The sequence below is a fragment of the Brevibacterium aurantiacum genome (genome assembly GCF_900169065.1).
Lineage (GTDB): Bacteria > Actinomycetota > Actinomycetes > Actinomycetales > Brevibacteriaceae > Brevibacterium > Brevibacterium aurantiacum.
On the sequence record NZ_FXZB01000006.1, the window covers coordinates 34,007 to 60,243 of the forward strand.

25 protein-coding genes are annotated in these 26,237 nt (G+C 62.9%); 24 read left to right on the forward strand and 1 reads right to left on the reverse strand.

What is annotated here, in order from left to right; translation table 11 throughout:
• The first annotated feature begins 42 nt into the window (after positions 1-42).
• The 18 genes from smc to BAUR9175_RS05415 all read left to right on the forward strand — a co-directional run bounded on the left by smc (position 43) and on the right by BAUR9175_RS05415 (position 18,659).
• On the forward strand, positions 43-3,642 hold the full coding sequence (gene smc, locus BAUR9175_RS05330) for a chromosome segregation protein SMC (protein ID WP_101583154.1): 3,600 nt from the start codon (positions 43-45) through the stop codon (positions 3,640-3,642).
• 199 nt (positions 3,643-3,841) lie between these two features.
• Positions 3,842-4,243: a hypothetical protein gene (locus tag BAUR9175_RS05335; RefSeq protein ID WP_009885107.1), complete on the forward strand. Its 402-nt coding sequence runs from the start codon at positions 3,842-3,844 to the stop codon at positions 4,241-4,243.
• A gap of 180 nt (positions 4,244-4,423) precedes the next feature.
• Complete coding sequence (ftsY, locus tag BAUR9175_RS05340) at positions 4,424-5,566, forward strand: signal recognition particle-docking protein FtsY (RefSeq protein ID WP_009885106.1); 1,143 nt, start codon at positions 4,424-4,426, stop codon at positions 5,564-5,566.
• Positions 5,567-5,778: 212 nt separating this feature from the next.
• Complete coding sequence (locus BAUR9175_RS05345) at positions 5,779-6,999, forward strand: ammonium transporter (RefSeq protein ID WP_009885105.1); 1,221 nt, start codon at positions 5,779-5,781, stop codon at positions 6,997-6,999.
• 256 nt (positions 7,000-7,255) lie between these two features.
• Positions 7,256-8,863, forward strand: a complete 1,608-nt coding sequence (gene ffh, locus BAUR9175_RS05350) for a signal recognition particle protein (RefSeq protein ID WP_101583214.1) — start codon at positions 7,256-7,258, stop codon at positions 8,861-8,863.
• Between the two features lie 160 nt (positions 8,864-9,023).
• Entirely contained in the window at positions 9,024-9,461 is a 438-nt protein-coding gene (gene rpsP / locus BAUR9175_RS05355) for a 30S ribosomal protein S16 (RefSeq protein ID WP_009885103.1), read from the forward strand.
• A 1-nt stretch (position 9,462) separates the two neighbouring features.
• Positions 9,463-9,693 carry an RNA-binding protein gene (locus tag BAUR9175_RS05360; RefSeq protein ID WP_009885102.1) on the forward strand — a complete coding sequence of 77 codons (231 nt, stop codon included), beginning with the start codon at positions 9,463-9,465 and terminating at the stop codon, positions 9,691-9,693.
• A gap of 234 nt (positions 9,694-9,927) precedes the next feature.
• The gene (gene rimM, locus BAUR9175_RS05365) at positions 9,928-10,428 is read left to right on the forward strand and encodes a ribosome maturation factor RimM (protein WP_069600462.1); all 501 of its coding nucleotides are present in this window, start codon (positions 9,928-9,930) and stop codon (positions 10,426-10,428) included.
• A gap of 8 nt (positions 10,429-10,436) precedes the next feature.
• A complete protein-coding gene (gene trmD, locus BAUR9175_RS05370) occupies positions 10,437-11,219 on the forward strand; it encodes a tRNA (guanosine(37)-N1)-methyltransferase TrmD (protein WP_101583156.1) in 783 nt (260 codons plus the stop codon).
• 175 nt (positions 11,220-11,394) lie between these two features.
• Positions 11,395-11,736, forward strand: a complete 342-nt coding sequence (rplS, locus tag BAUR9175_RS05375; protein ID WP_009885097.1) for a 50S ribosomal protein L19 — start codon at positions 11,395-11,397, stop codon at positions 11,734-11,736.
• 33 nt (positions 11,737-11,769) lie between these two features.
• A complete protein-coding gene (lepB, locus tag BAUR9175_RS05380; protein WP_009885096.1) occupies positions 11,770-12,393 on the forward strand; it encodes a signal peptidase I in 624 nt (207 codons plus the stop codon).
• 177 nt (positions 12,394-12,570) lie between these two features.
• Positions 12,571-13,275 (forward strand): signal peptidase I, encoded by a 705-nt coding sequence (gene lepB, locus BAUR9175_RS05385; RefSeq protein WP_009885095.1) that lies wholly within the window; start codon positions 12,571-12,573, stop codon positions 13,273-13,275.
• The gene (gene rnhB / locus BAUR9175_RS05390; protein ID WP_009885094.1) at positions 13,275-14,006 is read left to right on the forward strand and encodes a ribonuclease HII; all 732 of its coding nucleotides are present in this window, start codon (positions 13,275-13,277) and stop codon (positions 14,004-14,006) included. Before lepB (BAUR9175_RS05385) ends, rnhB begins: the two co-directional genes overlap by 1 nt.
• Positions 14,003-14,320, forward strand: coding sequence for a DUF2469 domain-containing protein (locus tag BAUR9175_RS05395; RefSeq protein ID WP_009885093.1), 318 nt, complete (start codon positions 14,003-14,005; stop codon positions 14,318-14,320). Before rnhB ends, BAUR9175_RS05395 begins: the two co-directional genes overlap by 4 nt.
• A 170-nt stretch (positions 14,321-14,490) precedes the next feature.
• Complete coding sequence (locus BAUR9175_RS05400; RefSeq protein WP_009885092.1) at positions 14,491-14,889, forward strand: YraN family protein; 399 nt, start codon at positions 14,491-14,493, stop codon at positions 14,887-14,889.
• Complete coding sequence (locus BAUR9175_RS05405; RefSeq protein WP_009885091.1) at positions 14,886-16,436, forward strand: YifB family Mg chelatase-like AAA ATPase; 1,551 nt, start codon at positions 14,886-14,888, stop codon at positions 16,434-16,436. The genes BAUR9175_RS05400 and BAUR9175_RS05405 overlap by 4 nt, the downstream gene beginning before the upstream one ends.
• Positions 16,433-17,647, forward strand: coding sequence for a DNA-processing protein DprA (gene dprA / locus BAUR9175_RS05410; RefSeq protein ID WP_009885090.1), 1,215 nt, complete (start codon positions 16,433-16,435; stop codon positions 17,645-17,647). Before BAUR9175_RS05405 ends, dprA begins: the two co-directional genes overlap by 4 nt.
• Positions 17,648-17,699: 52 nt before the next feature.
• Positions 17,700-18,659, forward strand: a complete 960-nt coding sequence (locus BAUR9175_RS05415; protein WP_009885089.1) for a tyrosine recombinase XerC — start codon at positions 17,700-17,702, stop codon at positions 18,657-18,659.
• 33 nt (positions 18,660-18,692) lie between these two features.
• Here the strand turns inward: BAUR9175_RS05415 and BAUR9175_RS05420 are convergent, their stop codons facing one another.
• Complete coding sequence (locus BAUR9175_RS05420) at positions 18,693-19,718, reverse strand: D-alanyl-D-alanine carboxypeptidase family protein (protein WP_257944279.1); 1,026 nt, start codon at positions 19,716-19,718, stop codon at positions 18,693-18,695.
• Positions 19,719-20,334: 616 nt separating this feature from the next.
• Between BAUR9175_RS05420 and rpsB the strand changes: the two genes are divergently transcribed.
• The 6 genes from rpsB to rlmN all read left to right on the forward strand — a co-directional run bounded on the left by rpsB (position 20,335) and on the right by rlmN (position 26,209).
• Complete coding sequence (gene rpsB / locus BAUR9175_RS05425; RefSeq protein ID WP_009885086.1) at positions 20,335-21,315, forward strand: 30S ribosomal protein S2; 981 nt, start codon at positions 20,335-20,337, stop codon at positions 21,313-21,315.
• Positions 21,316-21,348: 33 nt separating this feature from the next.
• Complete coding sequence (tsf, locus tag BAUR9175_RS05430) at positions 21,349-22,176, forward strand: translation elongation factor Ts (RefSeq protein WP_009885085.1); 828 nt, start codon at positions 21,349-21,351, stop codon at positions 22,174-22,176.
• Positions 22,177-22,350: 174 nt separating this feature from the next.
• The gene (gene pyrH / locus BAUR9175_RS05435) at positions 22,351-23,103 is read left to right on the forward strand and encodes a UMP kinase (RefSeq protein WP_009885084.1); all 753 of its coding nucleotides are present in this window, start codon (positions 22,351-22,353) and stop codon (positions 23,101-23,103) included.
• Between the two features lie 150 nt (positions 23,104-23,253).
• The gene (gene frr / locus BAUR9175_RS05440) at positions 23,254-23,811 is read left to right on the forward strand and encodes a ribosome recycling factor (protein ID WP_009883025.1); all 558 of its coding nucleotides are present in this window, start codon (positions 23,254-23,256) and stop codon (positions 23,809-23,811) included.
• A complete protein-coding gene (locus BAUR9175_RS05445; protein WP_009883024.1) occupies positions 23,811-24,833 on the forward strand; it encodes a phosphatidate cytidylyltransferase in 1,023 nt (340 codons plus the stop codon). Before frr ends, BAUR9175_RS05445 begins: the two co-directional genes overlap by 1 nt.
• A gap of 68 nt (positions 24,834-24,901) precedes the next feature.
• Complete coding sequence (gene rlmN, locus BAUR9175_RS05450) at positions 24,902-26,209, forward strand: 23S rRNA (adenine(2503)-C(2))-methyltransferase RlmN (RefSeq protein ID WP_101583159.1); 1,308 nt, start codon at positions 24,902-24,904, stop codon at positions 26,207-26,209.
• Positions 26,210-26,237: the final 28 nt, after the last annotated feature.

The window sequence follows — 26,237 nt, forward strand, 5'->3', positions numbered from 1 at the left end:
TCGAGAATTGTTGGAACTCCTTCGGGATATGCTGGGTGGACAATGCATCTCAAAAGCCTGACCCTGCGAGGATTCAAGTCCTTTGCCTCGGCGACGACTCTCCGATTCGAGCCGGGCATCACCTGTGTTGTCGGCCCCAACGGATCCGGCAAGTCCAATGTCGTCGACGCCCTGTCCTGGGTGATGGGCGAGCAGGGAGCGAAGAATCTGCGCGGCGGCAAGATGGACGACGTCATCTTCGCCGGCACCTCCAAACGCCAGGCATTGGGCCGCGCCGAGGTGACCCTGACCATCGACAACACCGACGGAGCCATCCCCGTCGACTACACCGAGGTCACGATCTCACGCACCCTCTTCCGCACAGGGGGAAGCGAATACGCCGTCAACGGGACACCGGCACGACTCCTTGATATCCAGGAGCTGCTCAACGACTCGGGCCTGGGCAAGGAGATGCACGTCATCGTCGGCCAGGGTCGTCTCGATGCGATCCTCCACGCGGATCCGATCGAGCGCCGCAGCTTCATCGAAGAGGCCGCCGGCGTCCTCAAGCACCGGCGGCGCAAGGACAAGGCTGTGCGCAAACTCACGGGTCTGCAGACGAACCTCGATCGCCTCTCTGACCTGCGAACCGAACTCAACCGCCAGCTGGGGCCATTGGGCCGGCAGGCGGAGGCCGCACAGAAGGCCGCCACGGTCCAAGCCACACTGCGCGACTCCACAGCACGACTGCTCGCCGATGACACGGTGCGCCTGCAGTCCTCTTTGGCCTCGACCGCCAGCGCCGGCGGCGAGGACGGAGGCGATCGCATCAGCGACCTCGAACATCGCCGCTCCCGCACCGAAGAGCGGCTGCAGGAGATCGAATCACGCCTGGGGACGCTCGATTCCGAACTCGAATACCTGCGCACCGCAGAGTCGCGCACCCAGACCCAGATCGTGCGGGCCAAAGGGATCGCCCAGCGCGCCGAGGACAAACGCGCACACCTGCTCTCCGAGGTCGCGAGCCTGGGCCGCCGCGAATCGAAATCACCGGAAGAGCTGAGATCCCAAGCCGAGCATCACCGGGAAGAGCTCGGCACCGCGGAGACTGCAGTGGAGGAATCCGCAGCAGCACTGGACCGCAGCCAGATGCGCAAGGAAGAACTCGCTCTGGCGCTGAAGAAGGCCGATGACGAGGTCAAAGCGGCACAACTGGCCATCACCGAGGCGATCAAGAACCGGTCGGCACTGCAGTCGAAGCACTCCCAGGCGCGTGAGCGCATCAGCGACCTCACAGCCCGAATCGAAGCTAACCGGACGGAGATCGACACCGCATCGGCCCGCATCGCCGAACGCCGCGAGGAACTGGCCACAGCTGAAGCCGCCGTCGAAGGGGTCGAAGCCGGGGAATCCGAACTCGACACGGAATACGAGTCTGCCAACGAGGCTGCGACGTCGTTGGAGACTGAACTCGAGGGTCTGCGCGCACAGAAGGCGAAGACGGCCTCCGAGCTGGCCTCGGCGCAGGCCAGGGCCGAAGCCCTGTCACTGGGCACCGCGCTGGAAGCCGACCTCGAAGACATCCTCAACGCCGATCTGCCGGGTGTCGGTTCGGCGGTGACCGAACGACTGAGCGTGGCCACCGGGTTCGAGATGGCCGTGGCCGCTGCTCTGTCGAACACGGTCTCCGGTGTGCTCGTCGACTCCGGCCAGGTGGCGCTGACAGTGCTCGACCACCTCGGCGAGGACACGAACGTCCATCTCACGATTCCCGCCGGTGCGGGGTCACGCGGGGGAGCGGCGGGCAAGTCCAGCGCAGGCAAGGGGGCGAACCCGACAGCCGAGACGATGGCCAAGTCGCGGGCACTGCCCACGCTCACCGGCTCTGCCGACGGTAAGTCGACAGTGCGGTGGCTCACCGAGGTCGTCAGCAGCGATGTCCCCGAGCTCACCCAGCTCCTCAACGCTGCGCTGGAGACGGTCGTGTGCGTCGACGATGCCGGCAGTGCGCTGTCCGTCATCGACTCCCATCCCGAACTCACCGCCGTGACCATCCACGGGGAGATCGTGACCGCGACGCGGGTCAGTCGGGCACGCACCGCCTCGGGGACGCGGTTGGCCTCGCAGACCGCGCTCGAGGAGACCCAAGCCTCCATGTCCGAACTGCAGACAGCTCACAGCGGAGTCGAGACCGACATCGATCGGGTCGCCGCGAAGCTCACCGAAGCGAAGACAGTGGCCGCCGCGGCGCTTGAGAAGCTGCATTCCTCGGATGCGGCGATCATGGCCGCAGGCGAAGAAGTCTCACGAATCACGAGCGACATCACCACAGCCCAAACCCGCCTGCAACGGGCCAAGGACAACGAGGTGGAGCTTGCGACACGGTTGGAGACGGCCGAACGTGATGCCCGCACGGCCGAATCCGCCCTCGCCGGGGCAGGGGACGTCGAAGAGGTCGTCGACACCACGGACCGCGACGAACTGAGCCGACAGGTCTCCCAATCCTCCGAAGACGTCATCGAGACCCGCATCAGCCACAAGGCAGCCACGGACCGGGCACGATTCCTCTCCGACAGGGTCGACTCCCTGCTGCGACAGGCAGCAGCCGAAGAAAGCGCACGCGAACAGACGCAGCGGACGATCGCCCGCAAGAAGCGGTCCGCGGCCTCGGCGGTGCTCATCGTCGAGACCGCACAGAACGCGACGGCACTCGCGGAGACGACAGTGACCGAACTGGCCTCCCAGATCCAGGTCCTCGTCGAAGAGCGCGGGCAGATGCGGGAGGAGAAGGGCCACCTCGGCGAGGAATTGGGCACCACGCGCACCGAGCTGCAGCGGCTCAAAGATGCCGCGGCGGAAGCCGAACTCGCGAAGGAGCGGTTCCGACTCAAACTCGAGGAGATCGAGAACCGGGCAGGGGAGGAGACGGGACTGAGCCTGGAGCGGCTGGTCGAACTCTACGGTCCCCATACTCCGGTTCCTGCGTTCGGTGAGGACGAAGAGGAACGGCCCTATGTGCGGGCCGAGGTGGAGAAGAGACACAAGCAGGCGACTGCCGCACTCAAACGCATCGGTACGGTCAACCCGCTGGCGCTCGAGGAGTACGAGGCGCTCAAGGAACGGCACCAGTTCCTCGAGAAGCAGATCACCGACATCGAAACCTCGAGGAAGGACCTGATGAAGCTCGTCGACGAGGTCGACCGGCACGTCGAACGGGTCTTCGCCGAAGCCTATGCGGACACCGCGCGGGAGTTCGAGGACATCTTCTCCCGACTGTTCCCCGGCGGTGAGGGTTCACTGAGCCTGACCGACCCCGATGACATGCTCACGACCGGCGTCGATGTCCACGCCCGGCCGGCGGGCAAGAAGGTCAAACGGCTGTCGCTGCTCTCCGGCGGGGAGCGGTCACTGGTCGCTGTGGCCATGCTGGTGGCGATCTTCAAGGCCAGGCCCAGCCCGTTCTACGTCATGGACGAGGTCGAGGCGGCCCTTGACGATCTCAATCTGTCCCGCCTGCTCACCGTGTTCGAGGAGCTGCAGGATTCCTCCCAGCTCATCGTGATCACCCACCAGAAGCGCACGATGGAGATCGCCGACGCACTCTACGGGGTGACGATGCATGGGGACGGTGTGTCGAAGGTCATCTCGCAGCGGATCCCATGATCGGCGGACCTTCGTCAGACGCCGATTTGGCAGGGATGTCCAGGGGAGTCCCAGGAAATTCTCCAACAGGCTCACGGCCCCTGAGCACAAATGTCGTGTGTTTGGACGATAGACTTGAGCACAGGGAAGCATTATCGAAAAGCTTGAGGAGCGGGACGTCCATGGCCGAGTCGGCTGAATCACGAGGTGACTCGAGAGCATGAATGCAGTACTCGTCGTCATCGTCGGACTCGCCGTATCGTTCGCACTCGCCCTCATCGTCGTGCTCCTTGTCGCACTGCCGGGGCTGAGGGCCGAAGGTCGCCTGAAGTACTCCTCCGATGTGCAGCGGTTTCGACTGCCGGGACAATGGACCGGTTACGACGACGAGGTCCACGAATTCTTCGGACATGATGACGGCACCTCCCATCTCGCGACTCGGGAACAGGCCGCCGTCACCGCGATCCGGGACCATTCCTACGTGCTCAGGCCGCAGCCGCGCCGGCACGCAGCGCCGTCTCTGCTGACCGTGAGACCGCGCACCCGCCATTGGAAGATCCCGGAATCCGGGACCGGATGGAGAACCACAGCCGGTCTGCTCTTCGGCAGCCGAGGTTCCTGACCGGACAACACGACATCATCACACGCGCCCCGAGACAACGGGGCGCTGGGTGCGGGCCACCGGAACGCGACAACGGTCTCGGGCTGATGCGCGCAACGGAACCAGGACTGCACCCTTGACCGGCGGTCGCCACGTGAGAACGTGGGGCCTGCAAAGGTACTCAAAGGAGGACGTACGTCAATGGATCAGCCGATCGTATTGCTCATCGTCGCAGCCATCGTCTTCATGCTGGTCGTCGGGCTGGGCTTCACCCTGCGCGTCAACGCCAAGCGGAAGGGACTGCGCGACCGGCGCAGCATCGACGCCGATGTCACCGGCGAACTCAAGATCGACGACATCTCCGAGGCGGTCGCCAAGGAGAAGGAGGCGACTCGCGGCTCCGAGGTTCCCACCGAACCAGCGAACCGACTCGTTCGCCTCCGCGAACGCCTGGCGAAGTCCAACTCCGGCCTGGGCCGCGGACTGCTCAGTCTGCTCTCGCGTGACAACCTCGACGAATCGACGTGGGAGGAAATCGAAGACACGCTCATCCTCGCCGACGTCGGAGTCGATCCGACCACCGAACTCGTCGACCGGCTGCGCGAACGCGTCAAGGTCCTCGGCACCCGCGAACCCGAAGAGGTCAGAGGGCTGCTGCGCGAGGAGCTCATCAAGCTGGTCGACCCCACCATGGACCGCGAGCTCGCGGTCTCAGGCACCGGCGACGACCCAGCAGTGATGCTCGTGGTCGGCGTCAACGGCGCCGGCAAGACCACAACCGTGGGCAAGATCGCCCGCGTGCTCGTCGCCGAAGACCAGACCGTGCTCCTGGGCGCAGCCGATACGTTCCGCGCCGCGGCTGCAGAGCAGCTGTCGACCTGGGGCGGACGCGTCGGAGTCGAAACCGTCCGCGGTGAGGAGGGCGCAGACCCCGCCTCCGTGGCCTACTCCGCCGTCGAACGCGGCAAGTCGGAGAACACCGACGTCGTGCTCATCGACACGGCCGGACGCCTGCAGAACAAGATCGGCCTGATGGACGAACTCGGCAAGGTCAAACGTGTCGCGACTCGTCCCCTGGGTGAGGGGCACGAAATCGACGAGGTGCTCCTCGTCCTCGATGCCACGACCGGTCAGAACGGAATGCAGCAGGCGAAGGTCTTCGCCGAGGCGGTCAACATCACCGGCATCGTGCTTACGAAGCTCGACGGCACGGCCAAGGGCGGAATCGTCGTGGCCGTTCAGCGTGAGCTCGGAGTTCCCGTCAAGCTCATCGGCCTCGGTGAGGGCGCCGATGATCTGGCACCATTCACCGCTGAGGGCTTCGTCGACGCACTCCTCGACTGACTCCGCTTCGTCGCAGAGACTCCGTCGTCGCGGTGACTCAATCGGCACTGCGCAGGCTCCATCATCTCCGCAGGCGAATGCGGCAATATCCCCCTGTGAGAGCGTCCGTGTAACATGTTGGAAACATGATCGACTCTCAGGTGTGACATCCGTCATGGACACTGTCACTGTTCGGTTCTAATCGGAGCCGACAGAGACACGAAAGAGACGACATGGAACTCGACGCAGTGAATGTATGGATGATGGTCGCGGCCGGTCTGGTCCTGCTCATGACCCCCGGTGTGGCCTTCTTCTACGGCGGAATGACCCGAATCACCTCGAGCATCAACATGATGATGATGGTGTTCTCGGCAATGGCGATGGGCGGGCTCGTCTGGGTCCTCTTCGGATATGGGTTGAGCTCCGGTGACTCGGTGCTGGGGATCTTCGGCAATCCGCTGTCCCAGATCGGCCTCGCCGACGCAGTCGCCAACGAACCCGAAGCCCTCATCTCCATCGGCTATGGCTCCACTTTCGCAATGATCGCGATCGCACTCATCGCCGGTGCCGTGGCTGATCGGGCGAAGTTCTCCACCTGGTTGGTCTTCGCCGGGCTGTGGGTCACCCTCGTGTACTGCCCTCTGGCCTTCATGGTCTGGGGTGACGGACTGCTCAGCGAATCGGGTGCGATCGGCAGCGCCTTCGGGCCCGCGATCGACTTCGCCGGTGGCACGGTCGTGCACATCAATGCCGGGATCTCGGCCCTCGTGCTCGTCGTCGTCATGGGGCGCCGGGCTCGCTATTCGACACCACACAAGCCCCACAACATTCCGATCACCGTTCTCGGCGCGGCACTGCTGTGGTTCGGCTGGTTCGGGTTCAACGGGGGAGCCGCCTCGACGATCGAACAGGCCGGGCTGATCTGGGTCAACACCCTCGCCGCCCCAGCTGCCGGAATGATCACCTGGATCGCGATCGAGAGAATTCGGGCGACTCGCCCCAGCAGCATCGGCAGCGTCTCCGGCGCGATCGCCGGCCTCGTGGCCATCACCCCAGCCTGTGCAAATGTCGAACCGTACGCGGCAGTCATCATCGGAATCGCCGCAGGAGCTGGAGCTGTGCTCGCTGTGGAGGCCAAGAACCGCCTCCGCTACGACGATGCTCTTGACGTCGTCGGCGTCCACCTCGTCGCCGGTGTCATCGGCACCGTGATGATCGGCCTCTTCGCGGTTCCGAGTCCAGATTCGGCCGCGGGTCTCTTCCACGGTGGAGGGCTGGGGCTTCTCGTGTCCCAGATCGTGGCCACACTCGTCGCCCTGATCTACGCCGGAGTCGTAACCTTGGTCATCGCTCTCGTCCTCCGCAAGACCATGGGGCTGCGCATCGATCCCAGAGACGAACTGGCGGGCATCGATGCCTTCGAACACGCGGAGCAGGCCTACTCGTTCCGCTGAGCCCCGAAATCTCCCGCCAGGGGGTCGGTCGGTCTCGCCGGCCGCCTCGGTGAGGGGGAGTGCGTGAGCGTACTCACCGATCGCCTCGGTGGGGTGGAAGCAGCCACCCCACCGAGGCGATCAGTCATCTCAGCGCAGTCGACAGGTTCTGGGGTGAGGCGGTTGTGGGCGCTTTCCCAGCATTCTCGGTTTCAGTCGGACACTACTGAGTTGTTAGGCTAGGGAGTCGACCAATTATCGTGAAGAAGGCTTGTACGTGTTCAATTCTCTCTCCGACAGGCTCACCGCGACGTTCAAGAACTTGCGCGGCAAGGGCCGGCTGTCCGAAGCCGATGTGGATGGCACCATCCGCGAGATCCGCCGCGCCCTGCTGGACGCCGACGTCGCACTGCCGGTCGTTCGTGCATTCACCGGACGCATCCGCGAGCGGGCCCTGTCCGAAGAGGTCTCGGGTGCACTGAACCCGGGCCAACAGGTCGTCAAGGTCGTCAACGATGAGCTGGTCGGCATCCTCGGCGGGGAGACCCGTCGCCTCAACTATGCGAAACGACCACCCACGGTCATCATGCTCGCCGGTCTTCAGGGTGCGGGTAAGACCACCTTGGCCGGCAAGCTCGCCTATTGGCTGAAGTCCGAAGGCCACCGTCCGATGCTCGTCGCAGCCGACCTGCAGCGTCCCAACGCGGTCAATCAGCTCGAGATCGTCGGTGAACGTGCGGGCGCCTTCGTCTATGCACCAGAACCCGGCAACGGCGTCGGCAACCCGGTGCAGGTGGCCACGGATTCGCTCGAGGTCGCCAAGGCCAAGCTCCACGACGTCGTCATCGTCGACACCGCCGGTCGACTCGGCATCGACGAAGAGCTCATGCAGCAGGCTGCGGACATCCGTTCCGCGGTCAACCCAGATGAGGTCCTCTTCGTCATCGACGCGATGATCGGTCAGGATGCGGTGAAGACTGCTGAGGCCTTCCTCGAAGGAGTCGACTTCACCGGTGTCGTGCTCTCGAAGCTCGATGGTGACTCACGTGGCGGTGCCGCGCTGTCCGTCGCCGAGGTGACCGGGAAGCCGATCATGTTCGCATCGACTGGTGAGTCGATGAAGGAGTTCGGGCAGTTCCATCCCGACCGGATGGCTGACCGGATCCTCGATATGGGCGACATCATGACCCTCATCGAGCAGGCCGAGAAGAACTTCGATGAGAAGGAGACCGCGAAGCTCCAGAAGAAGGTCGAGGCCGGTGAGGACTTCGACCTCAATGACTTCCTGACTCAGATGTCGGGCCTGAAGAAGATGGGCTCGATGAAGAAGATGCTGGGCATGATGCCCGGCATGAGCCAGTACAAAGACCAGCTGGAGAACTTCGACGAGCGCGAAGTCGACCGGGTCGAGGCCATCGTCCGGTCGATGACTCCGGCAGAGCGCACCAACCCGAAGATCCTCAACGGCTCGCGCCGTGCACGCATCGCCAAGGGCGCCGGCACGACGGTGACCGCGGTCAACCAGCTCATGGAGCGATTCACTCAGGCGCAGAAGATGATGCGCGGAATGACCCGTGGCGGCGGTATGCCGGGCGGAGGCGGCATGCCGGGCATGGGCGGTATGCCCGGCATGGGCTCAATGCCCGGTGGCGGAGCCAACCGCAAGAAGAAGGCCGTGGGCAAGAAGAAGGGCCGCAAGGGCGGTCAGTCGGGCAACCCGGCCAAGCGGGCACAGCAGGCTCAGGCGCTTGAAGATAAGAAGGCCGGTAAGACGAAGGATCCGGTCGGTTCGGCCTTCGGGGGAGTCGATCTCGACGGTGACGAAGAGTTCGATATGAAGAACCTGCCCAAGGGCTTCGGCGGAATGTTCCCAGGTGGAAAGTAATAGGGCTTTCTGGCACAATTGACTCTTGTACTTTTGCTACCGGTGCGGGCCCTCTCTTCCGCCCCGGAGTGATAGTCCAGGTCACAGATTCCGGCAGATCAACCCCACGATTCTTCTGGGACCTCTGTGCAACTTAAAGACAAAAGGAGACACCACTAAAGTGGCAGTCAAAATTCGTTTGACCCGCATGGGCAAGATCCGTGCACCGTTCTACCGCGTCGTTGTCGCTGATTCGCGTACACGTCGTGATGGTAAGGCCATCGAGCAGATCGGCATCTACCACCCGACACGCAACCCTTCGGTCATTGAGATCGATTCGGAGCGTGCACAGCACTGGCTCTCCGTCGGCGCTCAGCCGACCGATCAGGTTCGCACCCTGCTCAAGCTCACCGGTGACTGGCAGAAGCACACCGGCGTCGGCGAAGCAGTGAACACTGTGAAGCCGCAGCCGGAGAAGGAAGCCTACGTGGCTCCCACCGCTGGCTCCGTCATCAAGGAAGCTATCACCCCTAAGGGTTCGGACAAGGCCGCGGAAGCACCTGCTGAGTCTGCTGAAGAAGCTGCACCTGCTGCTTCCGAAGAGAGCGCTGAAGCCTGACATGTTGGCTGATTCGCTCGAACACCTGGTCCGCGGCATCGTCGATCATCCAGACGATGTTGCAGTTCGATCCCGCTCGTCACAGCGCGGGACCACGCTTGAGGTCCGGGTTCACCCCGAAGACCTCGGTCGTGTCATCGGTCGCGCGGGGAGAACCGCAAAGGCTCTGCGCACCGTGATCAACTCTCTTGCCGGCCGTGAGTCGGTGCGAGTGGACCTCATCGAGGCGTAACACCTTCATCAGGAAAGGGGACACGGCGAATCATCGCCGTGTCCCCTTTCCTGTATTCACTGGCGTGCTGGCGTATTCGCCGGCTTGCAGGTGAGCGTTGCTGTGGCCACTGCCGCGAGCGACGGATCAGCGGACTAAACTGTGTGACTGAAGTGAATGCGCGCCCGCATCTGGAGGGGCACCTGCGTCTTCACGAACACGAACTTGAGCACTTCCACGAACACGAGGAGCAGCATGGACACGGTGATCGCCCGGTTGGGCAAGCCGCACGGCATCAAAGGTGAGTTCACCGTCGAGGTGCGCACGGACCGACCCGACGAACGACTCGTTCCCGGACAGACCTATTCCACTGACCCCGACATCGGTGAGCTGACGCTGAGGACCGCGAGGTGGCACCGGGACCGTCTGCTGCTGACCTTCGACGAGGTCCCCGATCGCAACCGGGCAGAGGAGATCCGCAATACCCTGATCCTCAGCGACCAGGAGGACGACGAGGTCGAAGACGATGCTTGGTATCTTGAGGACCTCATCGGACTCCGAGTCTTCGACGGTGAGACGCAGGTCGGAGAGATCGTCGATGTCACCAACGGCACCGCCCAGGACCTGCTCCATATGAAGCACGTCGATGGACATCAGGCACTCATTCCCTTCGTCACGGAGATCGTGCCCGAGGTTGATGTTGAGGCCGGGTGGGTCAAGGTCACACCTCCGGCCGGTCTCTTCGACGCTTCGTGAGTACCGGCATGAAGATCGACGTCGTCTCCATCTTCCCGGAGTATCTCGCTGGGCTTCAGCTCTCTCTCATCGGCAAGGCCGTCGACCAGGGGCTGCTCGATTTGACAGTGCATGACCTGCGCGACTTCACGTTCGACCGGCACAACACCGTCGATGACTCACCCTATGGTGGGGGTGCGGGCATGGTGATGAAGGCCGAGCCTTGGGCGCTGGCCCTCGAGAACATCCTCGACGAGCCGAAGGCTGCGGGGGCGGGCACGCCGCAGAAGTCGATCCTCATTGTCCCCAGCCCTGCCGGCCCGGTCTTCAATCAGCGCATCGCCGAGGAGCTGTCCGAGGCCGAACACCTCGTGTTCGCGTGCGGACGCTACGAGGGCATCGACCAGCGGGTCATCGACTGGTCGGCCGAGCATTTCGATCTGCGCCCCATGAGCATCGGAGACTATGTGCTCAACGGGGGAGAGGTCGCCTCGATGGTGATGATCGAAGCCGTCAGCCGTCTCGTTCCTGGAGTCATCGGCAACCCGGAATCGCTGACTGAGGAAAGCCACGAGGACGGACTCCTCGAATACCCCATCTACACGAAGCCCGCCAGTTGGAGGGGCCGGGACGTTCCGGACATCCTGCTCAGCGGAAATCACGGTGCGATCGCACGCTGGAGAAGAGACCGCAGACTCGAACTCACGGCCGAGGTCAGGCCCGATCTGCTCGCCGAACTCCAGGATCTGGACAAGCACGACCGTGCCGTTGTGGAACGGTTTGAGTCCGGAGACGAATCCATGACAGAATAGATCGTCGCGTTTGTTGGCATTCACCTGCTTCAGGGGGATGGATGCCCACAGCGATTCTGCGGTGTTGATATCGCAGAATTCCGGGGAGCAATCCCGACAGACGATCCAATCACCGGTACAACCGGTCCGATATGCGTGTTCTCGACCTGAAGCAGGGGACACATGGAGAAACACAATGCAGAAGCTTGATGTTGTTGACGCAGCCTCATTGAAGACTGACGTTCCTGATTTCCGCCCGGGCGATACGCTCAACGTTCACGTCCGCGTGGTCGAAGGATCGCGTTCGCGTATCCAGGTGTTCAAGGGAATCGTCATCCGTCGCCAGGGCGACGGAGTCCGCGAGACCTTCACCGCTCGTAAGATCAGCTTCGGCGTCGGTGTCGAGCGTACCTTCCCGGTGCACTCGCCGATCGTCGAGAAGCTCGAAGTTCTCGCCCGCGGTGACGTTCGTCGTGCCAAGCTGTACTACCTGCGCGAACTGCGCGGCAAGGCTGCTCGCATCCGCGAAAAGGCCTGATTATTGCCTGGCACTGTGGGCAATGATCGCGCTGTGCCGAAGCAACAAGAAAACGCGACCTTCGGGTCGCGTTTTCTGTATTCTGGCCGCTTCTGGAAGCTCATCGCCGTCATCGCGATCCTCATCATCGTCATCGGCGGATCCGTTCGCGGGTTCATCGTCCAACGGTTCACGATTCCCAGTGCATCGATGGAGCCGACCCTGGATGTCGGCGACGATATCAGCGTCTGGCGCCCCGACGCTCTGAGCTCTGACATCGAACGCGGCGACATCGTCGTCTTCGACGGACGAGGCTCCTTCGTCGACGATGCCCTTCCGACCCCCATCCAGAAGGTGGGGTCATGGGTGGGGCTGGGAAGCAAAGACGTCTACTACGTCAAACGCGTCATCGCCGTCGGCGGCGACACACTCCAATGCTGTGATGCCCATGGTCGACTGCTCTTCAACGACGAACCACTGAAAGAGGACTACGCCCCTCTGCCAGCTTCGAAGACGGAGTTCTCGATCGAGGTCCCCGCCGACACCATGTGGGTGATGGGCGACAACCGGAACGACTCGGCAGACTCCCGAGCGCTGTTGGGCAGACCCGGAGGCGGTTTCATTCCCCTTGATCGGGTCATCGGCCCCGTCATCGGACACGGCTCCTCGGTCGACTGAGAAGGCGATCTCACCCGGCTGCCCGAACTCGTCTCTGACCCATCTTCCGACAGGACCCAGTCTGAAAACTGAACGGTTCTCAGAGATGATCGCAGCCTGACAGGTGACGCGACGAGGTGCTGGTACGCTCATTTCAGTCCCTCTGCGGAACCTGTGGTCCGATGCGAAAGCGAACGAATGTCAACCGAATCAGAAGCTTCCCCACCTTCAGCCTCGAAGAAACTCCTCCGGGGCCTGCTCGAGACCGCAGCGATCATCCTCGTCGCCATCCTCATCTCCACCGCACTCAAGACCTGGGTCGTCCGCTCGTTCTACATTCCGTCGGGATCGATGATGGAAACTCTGCAGATCGACGACAGGGTCCTTGTCGATCAGTTGGCACCCCGCTTCGGACCGGCCAGCCGCGGTGACATCATCGTCTTCGATGATCCCGACCATTGGCTGAGCCCCCAGGAAGTCTCGGAATATGAGCCCAACCCGATCCTCGAATTCGTCGGATTGGCTCCGGCAGACGGGGGTCAGCAGCTGATCAAACGGGTGATCGGCGTCGGCGGCGACACCGTCGAATGCTGCGACGCGCAGGGACGCATCCTCGTCAACGGCGAACCCATCGATGAGACCTACCTGGAAGATGACACCGCCCCCTCGGAGGTGGAGTTCAAGGTCACCGTCCCCGACGGCCACTACTGGGTCATGGGCGACAACCGCAGCAACTCCGCCGATTCCAGGTACCACGTCGACACACAGCCCTATGTGCCCGAAGACAATGTGGTGGGCACCGTCTTCCTCATCAACTGGCCCTTCAAGCACTTCAGCTGGATGTCGACGCCGAAGGCGGTCTTCGCCGATGTCCCCGACTCCGAAGGAATCACCGGCAACTGATGGCGCAGACAGGATTGTACGACCTCAGCTATGAGAGCGCACTGTTGGCAGAAGGCTATGAATTCGTCATCGGCGTCGACGAGGTCGGTCGGGGAGCATTGGCAGGACCGGTCAGCGTCGGGGTCGCCCTCTTCGACCTCAGAGAGGTAACCGCCGCCGAGGTGCCCGCTGGCATCCATGATTCCAAGCAGCTTAGTGCGCTGTCCCGTCAAACCGCGACTGATCGCGTCAATGGCTGGGCCAGGGCTACCTCCGTGGGTTCGACGACTCCGAACGAACTCGACGAACTCGGGATGACCATGGCCTTGAACCTGGCCGGTCGGAGGGCCCTGTCTGAGATGCTGCTGGAGTGTGTCGGATCGACCGACTTTCCGCCGTCGACGATGATCCTCCTCGACGGCAAGCATGACTGGCTTTCGGCGCCACTCACGCTCGATTGTCTGGGGATATTCGGCGACGCCGCCGACCTGCAGCTGCCTCAGGTGCGAACCGTGATCAAGGGCGACGGAAGTGTTCCGGTGATTGCCGCAGCAAGTATTGTGGCAAAAGTGCAGCGAGACGAGGAGATGATCGCACTCGCGAAGGCAAACCCCCAGTATGGTTGGCAGTCGAATGTGGGGTACGGAACCATGAAGCACCGTCGGGGCATCGCCGACTTCGGTCCCAGCATTCACCACCGGAGAAGCTTCCGCCTGCAAACGGCACACGATGCGAAGGAGGGATCGTCATGAGCACTGATGATCTGGACGATTACGAAGCTCAACTGGAGCTGCAGCTCTACAAGGAGTACCGCGACGTCGTAGGACTCTTCGCCTACGTTGTGGAGACGGAACGACGCTTCTATCTGGCCAACCACGTTGACCTCAAGGCCCACAACGACGCCGGAGACGTCTATTTCGAGTTGACGCTGCGCGACGCTTGGGTGTGGGACAGCTACCGATCAGCACGCTTCATCAAAACCGTGCACGTGCTGACCTTCAAAGACGTCAATATCGAAGAGATCTCCAAGAACGATCTGGAACCGCCGACGTCGATCAGAGGCTGAACGCAGCCGGTGCCTGTGAGCTCCTGACGCGTTCAGGGTGACTCGTACACCGCTCCGTTGTGGACGGGGCCTCGACTTGTGTGTGCTCGGCCTGTGGACGACACATCGTCGTCCACAGGCCGATCTTCTGCCCTTGCCGCGTCTGTATCCCCGATGGTGGTCTGAGCCCCATGGGACCGACAACTGGCAGACGCAGCGCAACGACATCGGGACTGCGCCAGCGCGCGCTGGGGCAGACAGGAGAAGACCTGGCCGCAGATTTCCTGCAACGGCAGGGAATGGTCATCATCGAACGCAACTTCCGGTGCCCACGCGGAGAGATAGACATCATCGCCAAAGACGGCGACACCATCGTCTTCGTCGAGGTGAAGACCCGCAGAACCCTCGCACAGGGATCACCTCTCGAAGCGGTGACGGCAGCGAAGCTGCGGAAGATCAGAACACTGTCGGGAATCTGGTTGAGCCAGCAGAAGGACTTCTTCGCATCCATCCGCATCGATGCCCTCGGCATCGTGATGGACCCTGAACCCGACTACTCCCATCGCCGCAACGTGCAGGTCGACTCGTGAGCGAGGAGACGAAGCTCAACGTGATCGGACGGGCCTCCGCCGTCGCACTCTGGGGGCTGGCGGGCAAGATCGTGTCCATCGAAGCATGCGTCAGCGCCGGCCTGCCGGGCATCGACATCGTGGGCCTGCCTGATGCCTCCGTGAGCGAGTCCAGGAAGCGACTTCGGGCCGCACTGGCTTATCTGGGAATCCCTGTTGCTTCGCAGCATCTGACGATCAACCTCACCCCGGGCACCGTGCCGAAGATCGGCACAGGATTCGACCTCGGAATCGCAGTGGCCGTGCTCAAGGCTCAAGGCATCATCACCGCAACGGACACCGAATCGATCATCCATTGCGGTGAGCTCGGCCTCGACGGGCGCATTCGTCCCGTCACTGGGGTCCTGCCGAGTCTGCACAGCGGTCTCCAAGCCGGCTTCGAGCGATTCGTCGTTCCGGTCGGTAACAGTCAGGAGTCAGCCCTGCTCGGGGGAGGCGGAGTCAAGGCCGTCGCCTCACTGGCAGAACTCATCAACATCTACGGTGGAAGCCTTGCGGTCCCGGAGCTGCCACCGGTCGTCGAGGCTGAGACCATTAGCCCGGAAGCCTCCGAACGTCACGACCTTGTCGAAGTCCAAGGCCAGGCCGAAGCTCGATTCGGTCTCGAAGTCGCCGCCGCCGGTGGACACAATCTGCTGATGCGAGGCACCCCAGGAGCCGGAAAGACGCTGCTGGCACAGTGCCTGCCGGGGATACTTCCACCATTGGATGACGAGCAGGCCATCGAAGCGGCGGCGGTGCGCTCGCTGCGGGGAGAGCTCAACGGCGGCGAAGGACTCGACCGCACGCCCCCGTTCGAAGCGCCCCACCACCGCAGCACCGCCTCGGCGCTGATCGGTGGGCGCCGACCAGGATCGATAGGAATACTCAGCAGAGCTCACCGGGGCGTCCTCTTCATGGATGAGGCCCCCGAATTCTCACGGGACGTCCTCGAAGCGCTGCGGCAGCCGATGGAATCTCGACAGGTCCACATCCACAGGGCATGGGGCTCGATGGTGCTTCCCGCATCGTTCCAACTGGTCATGGCGGCCAACCCCTGCCCGTGCGGGGTAGGAATGCGCGGAGCCGAATCCACGTGCCGGTGCACACCGATGGATAAACGCCGCTACCGCAACAGGCTCTCCGGGCCTTTGTTGGACCGAGTCGACCTGCAGCTCGAACTGTTCCCGGTCTCCCCAGCAGACATCCGCCTCGGCGGGGGACAGGAGGACAGCGCAACTGTGGCAGCGCGGGTCCATCTCGCCCGGCAACGACAGGCGGAGAGATACGTCGACTGCGAGTGGACGCTGAACTCAAATGCTCCCGGAGCCTGGCTGCGTGAACACTTTGCGCTGAGCCCGAACAGTCTGCGCGACCTGGACCGTGCTCTCGACACCGGAAGGATCACCATGCGCGGATATGACCGAGTGCTCAGGGTCGCAACCACTCTGGCCGACCTCGAGGGAGCCGGTGCGCCGACACCCGACAAGATCACGGCGGCGCTGGCATTGAGGACGCAGGAATCATGAACGACGACGCCAACGGGGAGATCAGGGCAGCCGTGGCCGCGCTGCTGAGAATCGGCGAACCCGGCGACGGTCTGCTCACCGGGCTCGTCGCCGAAATCGGACCGATCGCAGTCCTCGAACTGATTCGGGCGGTGGCTGTGGGAACGTCATCTGCGGCCGAAGCTGCTGCGAGTCTCTCAACGATCGTGACAGAAGTTCCAGGCAGCGGGCAGCTTCCAGAGGCCTTCGACCGGTGGGCCGTGCGCGGCGAGGACGCCCAGGGGCATCGTGATCTTGAAGCCGTGCACAGGCTGGGAGGGCGACTCGTCATCCCCAGCGATGACGAATGGCCGACAGCTCTCACCGACCTGGGGCCGGCGGCACCACTGGGACTGTGGGTTCGAGGCGCGGCACGTTTGAACACAGCGCTGCGGTCGGCCGTCGCCATCGTCGGAGCACGTGCGTCGAGCAACTACGGCACCAAGTGTGCCTCAGATCTTGCCTGGGACCTGGCCGCACGGGGACTGACCATCGTCTCCGGCGGGGCCTTCGGAATCGATGCGGCCGCCCACCGGGCAGCCATCGCCCGAGAGGGCACCACGATCGCCTTCATGGCCGGGGGAGTCGATCGCTTCTATCCGGTGGCCAATACCGAACTGTTCCAGCAGGTGCTCGAAGACGGCGCGATCGTCTCGGAGACCGCTCCCGGAATGACCCCGATGCGGCACAGGTTCCTCCTCCGCAACCGCCTGATCGCCGCCTCATCGCAAGTCACGGTCATCGTCGAAGCCGGCTGGCGCAGCGGAGCCCTCAACACCGCCCGGCACGCATTGGAACTCTCCCGCGAGGTCGCAGCATTCCCCGGATCCGTGTACTCGGCATCCTCGACGGGAACCCACAGACTCATCCGCGCGCATGAAGCGGAACTGGTGACCAGCTGCACAGACGTCATCGAACTCATCGGCGGAGAGGAACCGACATTGTTCGACGACGGAAGACTCACGAGCGAACACCCCAGCACAGCGGCCTCCGACCCGGTCGATGATCTTGCTGAACGGGAGAAGATCTGCGTCAACGTGCTCTCAGTGACCAAGGCTCTCGACGTCTCAACCGTGGCTTCACGGGCCGGACTGACAGTGTCGAACACTCTCTCCGCGCTCGCCGTCCTCGAACTGGCAGGCCTGAGCGCCCGCCGGGAATCCGGTTGGGTCAAGCTGCGGCCAGCACAATGAGACGCCGATGAAGGTCCGCCGCTGAACACGTCCGATCGCGTAACCTGGGGCTGTGACCCTTCCGACGACCATCGCCGAGGTGGTGTCCGGCTATGCCGACCACCTGAGATCGCGTGACGTCTCAGCCCACACCTCGAGAGCCTACGTCGCCGATGTCAGCGACTTCTTCGACCACACGGCCCACGCACCGGGCGCTGGCGATAAGTCCCGGGCTGCTGAACTTCAAGTCAGCGACATCGATCTCAACGATCTGCGGTCGTGGCTCATCACGCTCGATGATGCTGGAGCCGCGAAGTCGACGGTGGCTCGGAAGATCGCAGCAGTGAAGTCATTCTTCGCCTACTGCGTGAACCAGCATGGGCTGTCGAACAATCCAGCGGCACGACTGCGAACTCCCAAGAAGGACTCACGTCTGCCCACAGTGCTCAAACCGCAGCAGGCCGCCGATCTCGTATCCCGGCAACGGACTGTTCATACTGAGGCCGACAACAGCGACCCCATCGAGGCCACCAAATGGGTCAGAGACGCAGCCATCTTGGAGATGCTCTATGCCACAGCGGTGCGAGTCTCTGAACTGACCGGGCTGAACCGCGGCGACGTCGATCACCAGCGCTCGATGATCACCGTGTTGGGCAAGGGCAACAAGGAACGCCGCGTTCCCTACGGGAAACCAGCCCAGACGGCACTGCAGAAGTGGCTGAGTCTGCGGGACACGTTCGCCTCCGAGAGCAGCGGTGACGCGCTCTTCCTCGGCGTCAGAGGTGGCCGCATCGGAGCCAGGCAGGTGAGGGAACTCGTCCACCGCTACGGTGCCGCTGACCCCAGCGCACCTGATATCGGCCCACACGGACTCCGACACTCGGCCGCTACACACATGCTCGACGGGGGAGCGGACCTGCGGCAGATCCAAGAACTTCTGGGGCACTCGACGATGAGCAGCACCCAGATCTACACCCACGTCTCGATGCAGCGGCTGCAGGAGACCTACCGACAGGCACACCCCCGGGCCTGATCGCAGCGGGCCGTGCGCGGTCCTGGGGTGTCGTCATTGACGGAACTCCCAATGCCACGGCTCCGGCAGAGAACCGGACTGGCGGGCCCAGCCGGGATGGATCCACCCGAACTTGGGTGCATTCGCGCGCATCCACTGATGTTGGGCACTGCCGAAGGAATTGATTCCGCCGCCCAAGTCAACGGCCAGCGCCCATCCGTGATTCGAGGTCCCCGGGGTTGCAGCCATCCGTCCCTTGCGCTTCTTGAGGATGACCTGGGTGTCGTAGTCGCGGTAAGCATCCGTGACGGAGATCGGGGTCGAGAATCTGGCTTCGTAGGCGTGGGACATGCGGTCGAATGCCTTCTGCGCATCACAGCGCAGCATCTGCCCTGGTGCCGAGTCCAGCGTGCACATGGCAGCCGCAGGAATTCGGCCATTGCGATGCCCGCCCCAGGCTCCTGCACCCGAGGTCGTGGAATCCCCGGTTGGCTCCTTCGCAGGTTTGCGAGACAGAGGCAACAGGATCGACTCCTCCTGCCCGAAGAAGCCTGCCGGGTCGATGTAGACCTTGTCGCCCTGAGCCGCCCAAACTCCGATGTGCAGGCACGATTCATCGCAGTGCGAACCTTTGCCGACAGTCCCGATCTCCTCACCGGCAGCGAACCTCTCACCCTTATTCAGTTCCGACTTCGCTGGTTGGAAGGAGACCACATGCCCGGAGTCCGTCACAATGCTCACGGTCGCGGTGCCGGCCACAGTGCCGCGAAATCGGATAGTGCCCGCGGCGGGCGCACGGACCGGTTCACCGCTGACCGTCAGCACATCGATGCCGCGGTGTCCCTTCAGCCAGGCTTCGGTCGGCGGATCGAAGGCCTCGATGATCTCCATCGCAGGCACGGGGGACACCCACGTCGGCTCTGCCTCGGACACCGAGGTGGCAGCCACTGTCGAGGTGGCGGCCGCCGCCGACGAGATGTGCGTCGGTGACTCCAACGGCAGGGCCACCTCGGCGACGGTGAAGGTCAGGGCCAGCAGACTCCCGGCAAGCAGGAGTCGCAGACGACGAGTTGCCGGCACAGGCCGAAGCCAGGACGGGAGGGCGGTGTGAGACGAGTCGGTGAAGAGATCCATGAGCCCATGGAAGCGGGATCACTTGCCGAAGTCAGGCCCAAGCTCGGCCCCTGTGGACAGGTCGCGAGTGTGCACAGGCGAAACGAACACGAGTCATCGGGCAATCCACAGGAGAGCGCGCATGAGTGACGGGCCGCCGCGTCTGATGAGGCGGCCGAGAACGATCTGGGCGAACACGATCGGCTGCAGAATCGGGGCTCACACTTCCGCAGATCCGGCTGTGTCCACATACCAACGCGCACGAGTCAATGGGCATCGTCTTCGAAAAGGACAGCGAATGTGCGTTGCATGTGATGCAGACCATCCGGCAGGTGCCCGATCGATTGGAAATGCCTTGGGCAACGGGGATAGACTGGCCTCAGCAGAAGCGTGTCTTCTGACTACGCGTATTCGATTTCTTCTCCATCCCATGGTGCAAATTGTCCGTCAGGGCGAATTTGTGGGGCGGATGAACCGAATACCAGGAATCAACCGAAAAGGTCACTGTTGCCGACAGCTCAATGCTGCCGGAGAACACTGACGTAAAAGCACCTACGGGTGCAAGAGAAAGGAGGGCGTCGGCATGGCCGTCGTCACCATCCGCCAGCTGCTCGACAGCGGCGTTCACTTTGGACACCAGACCCGTCGTTGGAACCCGAAGATGAAGCGTTTCATCTTCACCGAGCGCAACGGCATCTACATCATCGACCTGCAGAAGTCGCTGGGCTACATCGACACTGCCTTCGAGTTCGTCAAGGAAACCGTGACCCACGGTGGCTCGATCCTCTTCGTCGGCACCAAGAAGCAGGCACAGGAATCGATCGCCGAACAGGCTAAGCGCGTGGGCCAGCCCTACGTCAACCAGCGTTGGCTCGGTGGCATGCTCACCAACTTCCAGACCATCTCGCTGCGTCTGCGCCGCCTGAAGGAACTCGAAGAGATCGACTTCGACGACGTTGCAGGTTCTTCGCACACCAAGAAGGAACTGCTCATTCTCCGTCGTGAGAAGGACAAGCTCGAGAAGACCCTCGGCGGTATCCGCGACATGCAGCGCACCCCTTCGGCTGTCTGGATCGTTGACACCAAGAAGGAACACCTCGCAGTCGACGAAGCTCGCAAGCTGGGCATCCCGGTCATCGCGATCCTCGACACCAACTGCGATCCTGACGACGTCAACTACCCGATCCCGGGCAACGACGACGCCATCCGCTCGGTGTCCCTGCTGACCCGCGTGATCGCCGATGCAGTGGCAGAGGGCCTCATCGCCCGTCACTCCTCCGACGATGACAGCGGCGAGAAGAACGTCTCCGCCGTCGAACCGATGCCTGAGTGGGAACGCGAACTGCTCGAGGGCAACGCTCCTGCCTCTGAGGAAGCCGCCGCTCCGGCCGCTGACGCTGCTGAGAAGCCAGCCGCTGAAGAAGCTGCTGCTCCTGCTGCCGACGCTGCTGCTGAGAAGCCAGCTGCCGAGGAAGCCGCTGCACCAGCTGCTGAAGCAACGGAAGAGACCGCTGCTCCGGCTGCGGACGCCGCTGCAGACTCCACCGAGTCGACCGAGTCCTGATTTTCCATAACTCCACCACCCTGAGGAGAAAGAATGGCAAACTACACTGCCGCTGATATCAAGGCACTGCGCGAGAAGACCGGCGCCGGAATGATGGATGTCAAGAAGGCTCTTGACGAAGCAGACGGCGATCAGGCGAAAGCTATCGAGGTCCTCCGTGTGAAGGGCCTCAAGGGCGCGACCAAGCGTGAAGGTCGCTCCACGTCTGACGGTCTCGTGGCCACACAGGTCGACGGCGGCGTCGGAACGATGATCGAGCTCAACTCGGAGACCGACTTCGTTGCGAAGTCCGATCCCTTCGTCGCACTCGCTGACGAAGTTCTGGCTCTGGCCGTGTCCAGCAACGCCGATTCGGCCGAAGCTGTCCTCGAGTCCACGAAGGACGGCAAGCCCGTCTCGGAATTCATCACCGAAAGCGGTGCGACTCTGGGCGAGAAGGTCGCCCTGCGTCGCGTCGGACGTCTCGAAGGCGCAAGCGTCGAGTCCTACCTGCACCGGACCAACAAGGATCTGCCTCCTCAGGTGGGCGTCCTGCTGGCCTACGAAGGTGACGACTCCTCGGTTGCCCACGATGTCGCCGTGCACATCGCTGCGATGAGCCCGAAGTACTTCTCCCGCGAAGATGTCCCTGCGGACCTCGTGGAGAACGAACGTCGCATCGCTGAAGACACCGCGAAGAACGAAGGCAAGCCGGAGAAGGCTCTGCCCAAGATCATCGAAGGCCGCGTCAACGGCTTCTTCAAGGAGAACTGCCTGCTGGACCAGGGATTCGCCAAGGATCCCAAGCAGTCCGTGAGCAAGGTTCTTGAGGCTGCCGGCGTCAAGGCCACCGGATTCCTGCGCTTCCGCGTCGGAGCCTGAAACATCATTGACCGTTGAGCGAGTCGGTTTCCGACCCGCACAGCAGTCGTCTCGCTTGAGAGTGAACTCATAAGCGGCGGACGGGGTCGGACCAATCGGTCCGGCCCCGTTTTCGCTAAACTGACACCGACGACTCATCCGGGCTCCAACCTGCCCAGACGGAAGAAGGACTAAATGACATCCACCCCGGTTCACGAATCCAGCTACGCCAGCAGACCAGTCCGCACCCACCGCCGCCGCGTTCTCCTCAAACTCTCCGGCGAGGTGTTCGGCGGAGGCAAGATCGGAGTCGATCCCGACGTCGTCGCCGCAGTCGCCAGGGAAGTGGCACCCACCGTCGACGAGGTGGAAGTCAGCATCGTCGTCGGCGGCGGTAACTTCTTCCGTGGAGCAGAACTGTCCCAGCGGGGCATGGACCGTACCCGCGCCGATTACATGGGCATGCTGGGAACAGTGATGAACTGCCTGGCTCTGCAGGACTTCCTCGAGCAGACCGGAGTCGACACTCGAGTGCAGACCGCGATCCCCATGTCCCAGGTCGCCGAGTCCTACATCCCACGCCGGGCCATGCGTCACATGGAGAAGAACCGGGTCGTCATCTTCGGCGCAGGAGCCGGACTGCCCTACTTCTCCACCGACACCGTCGCCGCACAGCGTGCGCTGGAGATCCACGCCGATGAAGTCCTCATCGCCAAAAACGGAGTCGACGGCGTCTACACCGCGGACCCGAACATCGATCCCACAGCAGAGAAGATCCGTGAGATCACCTACCAGGAGGCGCTGCAGAAGGGCCTCAAGGTCGTCGACGCCACCGCCTTCTCCCTGTGCATGGACAACAAGCTTCCGATGCACGTCTTCGGCATGGAAGGCGAAGGCAACCTGCGCAAGGCGATCGTCGGAGACAAGATCGGCACCGTGGTCAACTAGTTTCACCGCGCACCGCCCAGGAACATCAACACCTCGAAACACCCCCTCATATGAAGTCCAGGACCGTTCCTGGACCAATAGAGTGGGGCATTCGTGAGCTATGACCCATAGAATGAACCCAAAGCACCCTACCGACGAAAAGAGTGAGTCGTGATTGAAGAGACACTGGCTGAGGCCAGAGAGAAGATGGACAAGGCCGTGGAATTCACGCAGGAGGACTTCTCGTCCATCCGCACCGGCCGCGCCAATCCCGCCCTGTTCGCTTCCATTGAGATCGATTACTACGGTGCACCGACCCCTCTGCAGCAGCTGGCCTCATTCCAGACCCCAGAGGCCCGCACGATTCTCGTGACTCCCTACGACCGTGGGGCACTCGGTGACATCGAGACGGCACTGCGCAATTCGGACATCGGGGCCAACCCCGCCAACGACGGCAACGTCATCCGCGTTGTGCTCCCGGAACTCACCGAGGAACGCCGCAAGGAATACGTGAAGATCGTCAAGGGCAAGGCCGAAGACGGCAAGGTCTCGATCCGCAACATCCGTCGCCATGCCAAGGAGACCCTGGAACGCATCAAGAAGGACGGCGACGCCGGCGAAGACGAAGTCGCACGCGGAATCTCCGAACTCGACGACCTGACGAAGAGCAAGGTCGACAACGTCGACAAGCTGCTGAATCAGAAGGAAGCTGAGCTCCTCGAGGTCTGATGGTTTCCTTGACCGGGTCAGACAGTCCTGCATCCGATCCGGCTTCCTTCGGGGGGCCGGATCCGGTTCCGCATGCATCAGGCTCTGAGACCCCTTTCCCCAGGCGCCGAGACCTGCGCAACTCGGATAAGGACTATTCGCCGGACGATCCGGCGACGAATCCGGCAGCGAAGACCGGGCAAGACGTTCCTCAGGTGGCGGAGAAGGACTACGGCAAGGCCGGACGAAATCTGCCGGCGGCGATCGGCATCGGGCTGCTCATCGGCGGCGTCGTCTTGGCCTCGCTCGTCTTCTTCCCGATTTCCTTCCTCTTCATCATCCTCGTCGCCATCGTCGCTGCGATGTGGGAACTGGCCAACGCGCTGTCTCGTTCGGGATCGCTGGTCTCGCGTATTCCGACCATGGTCTCCGCAGCCTGCATGGTGCTGGCGACTTTCGTCGGCGGACGCGAAGCACTGTGGGTGACCTTCGCTGCCAGCGCCGGCGCAGTCATGCTCTTCACAATGGTCGAACGCCGCAAGAACGCGGTCAAAGACGTCTCGCTGTCCCTGTTCGCGCTCACCTATGTCGGTCTCATGGCCTGCTTCGTCGTCTACTTGCTCACGCAGCCCGACGGCAATCTCTACGTCATCCTGTTCCTTGCCAGCGTGGTCGCCTCGGACACCGGGGGCTACGTCTTCGGGGTGCTGTGGGGCAAACACCCGATCGCCCCGAGGATCTCGCCGAAGAAATCCTGGGAAGGCTACTTCGGCTCGGTGGTCTTCGCCGCTGCGGTCGCGACCATCCTCGCTCTCACACTCTTCGACGCGCCCTTCTGGACCGGACTGGTCTTCGGCGTCGTCATTCCAGCCTTCGCCACCCTCGGCGACTTCAGCGAATCGATGATCAAACGAGATCTCGAGCTCAAGGACATGGGCACTCTTCTGCCTGGCCACGGGGGAGTCATGGACCGACTCGATTCGATCCTGCCGACGGCTCCGGTGGCTCTGGTGATGTTCTCCGTTCTGCCCGGATACCTCTGATCCGACGCCTGCCGGGCCGTGGCGGCTCACACACTCCAATAAAAATGCTCTCATGAGACAATGGACGTGTGAGTTCTCAAGCAGGTAACAGGCAGACACGGCCCGTCGTCGAACACGCAGACGGCACGACATCGAAGACGCCGACGCGCGACGGTCGTCCGCTGCTCAATTTCAAGTCCCCGCGAGCCAGCCAGCCGAAGCAGCATCTGGCCGATATGACGATGGACGAACGCATCGACGCGGTCAAAGAGATGGGACTGCCGGCCTTCCGCGCCAAGCAGATCTCGACACACTACTTCTCGCACTATCAGACCGACGTGGAGTCCATGACGGACCTGCCCAAGGATCTGCGTGCCGACCTGCAGGAACGATTCTTCCCCCACCTCCTGACCGAGGTCCGCCGCCTGCGCACAGCCAACGGCGACACCATCAAATTCCTGTGGCGCCTCTACGACGGTGCGCTCGTCGAGTCAGTCCTCATGCGCTACCGCAACCGTGTCACCCTGTGCGTGTCCAGCCAGTGCGGCTGCGGCATGAACTGTCCCTTCTGCGCCACCGGCCAGCAGGGCCTGACACGCAACATGTCCGCGGCAGAGATCGTCGAACAGGTCATCCGAGCCAATCAGGTCATCGCTGCCGGTGAACTCGCACCCGCACCCACATCAGACATGCCAGCCGAAGGTGAGACGGCACTCGGTGCCGAAGCCGATGACGAGCAGGGGGAGACCTCTGAGGCCACGGTCGACGAATCGGGCACGAGCACCTCGGCGACGGGACCCGAACGCGTCTCCAACATCGTGTTCATGGGAATGGGCGAGCCCCTGGCCAACTACAAGCGGGTGATGAACGCGGTGCGCCGGTTCGTCGAACCTGCTCCCCAGGGACTGGGCATGTCGGCGCGCCGAATCACCATCTCCACGGTCGGTCTGGTCCCCGGCATCAACAAGCTCGCGGCCGAGGACATCCCCGTCACCTTCGCGCTCAGCCTCCACGCACCCGATGATGAGCTGCGCGACGAGATGATCCCCGTCAACACCCGGTGGAAGGCCGATGAGGCCATCGACGCCGCATACAACTACTACCAGGTGACGGGACGTCGGGTGAGCATCGAATACGCGCTCATCAAGGACATGAACGATCACCCCTGGCGTGCAGAGCTGCTGGCGAAGAAGCTCAACGCTCGCGGCCGCGGTTGGGTGCACGTCAATCCGATTCCGCTCAACCCGACTCCGGGCTCGGTGTGGACCGCGTCCGAGCCGGAGGTGGCCGACGAATTCGTGCGCAGACTCATCGACCAGGGAATCCCGACGACCATCCGCGATACCCGCGGATCGGACATCGACGGAGCCTGCGGACAGCTCGCTGCCGCCGACTGAGAAGTCGCGAACACGCATTTTCCGCGTC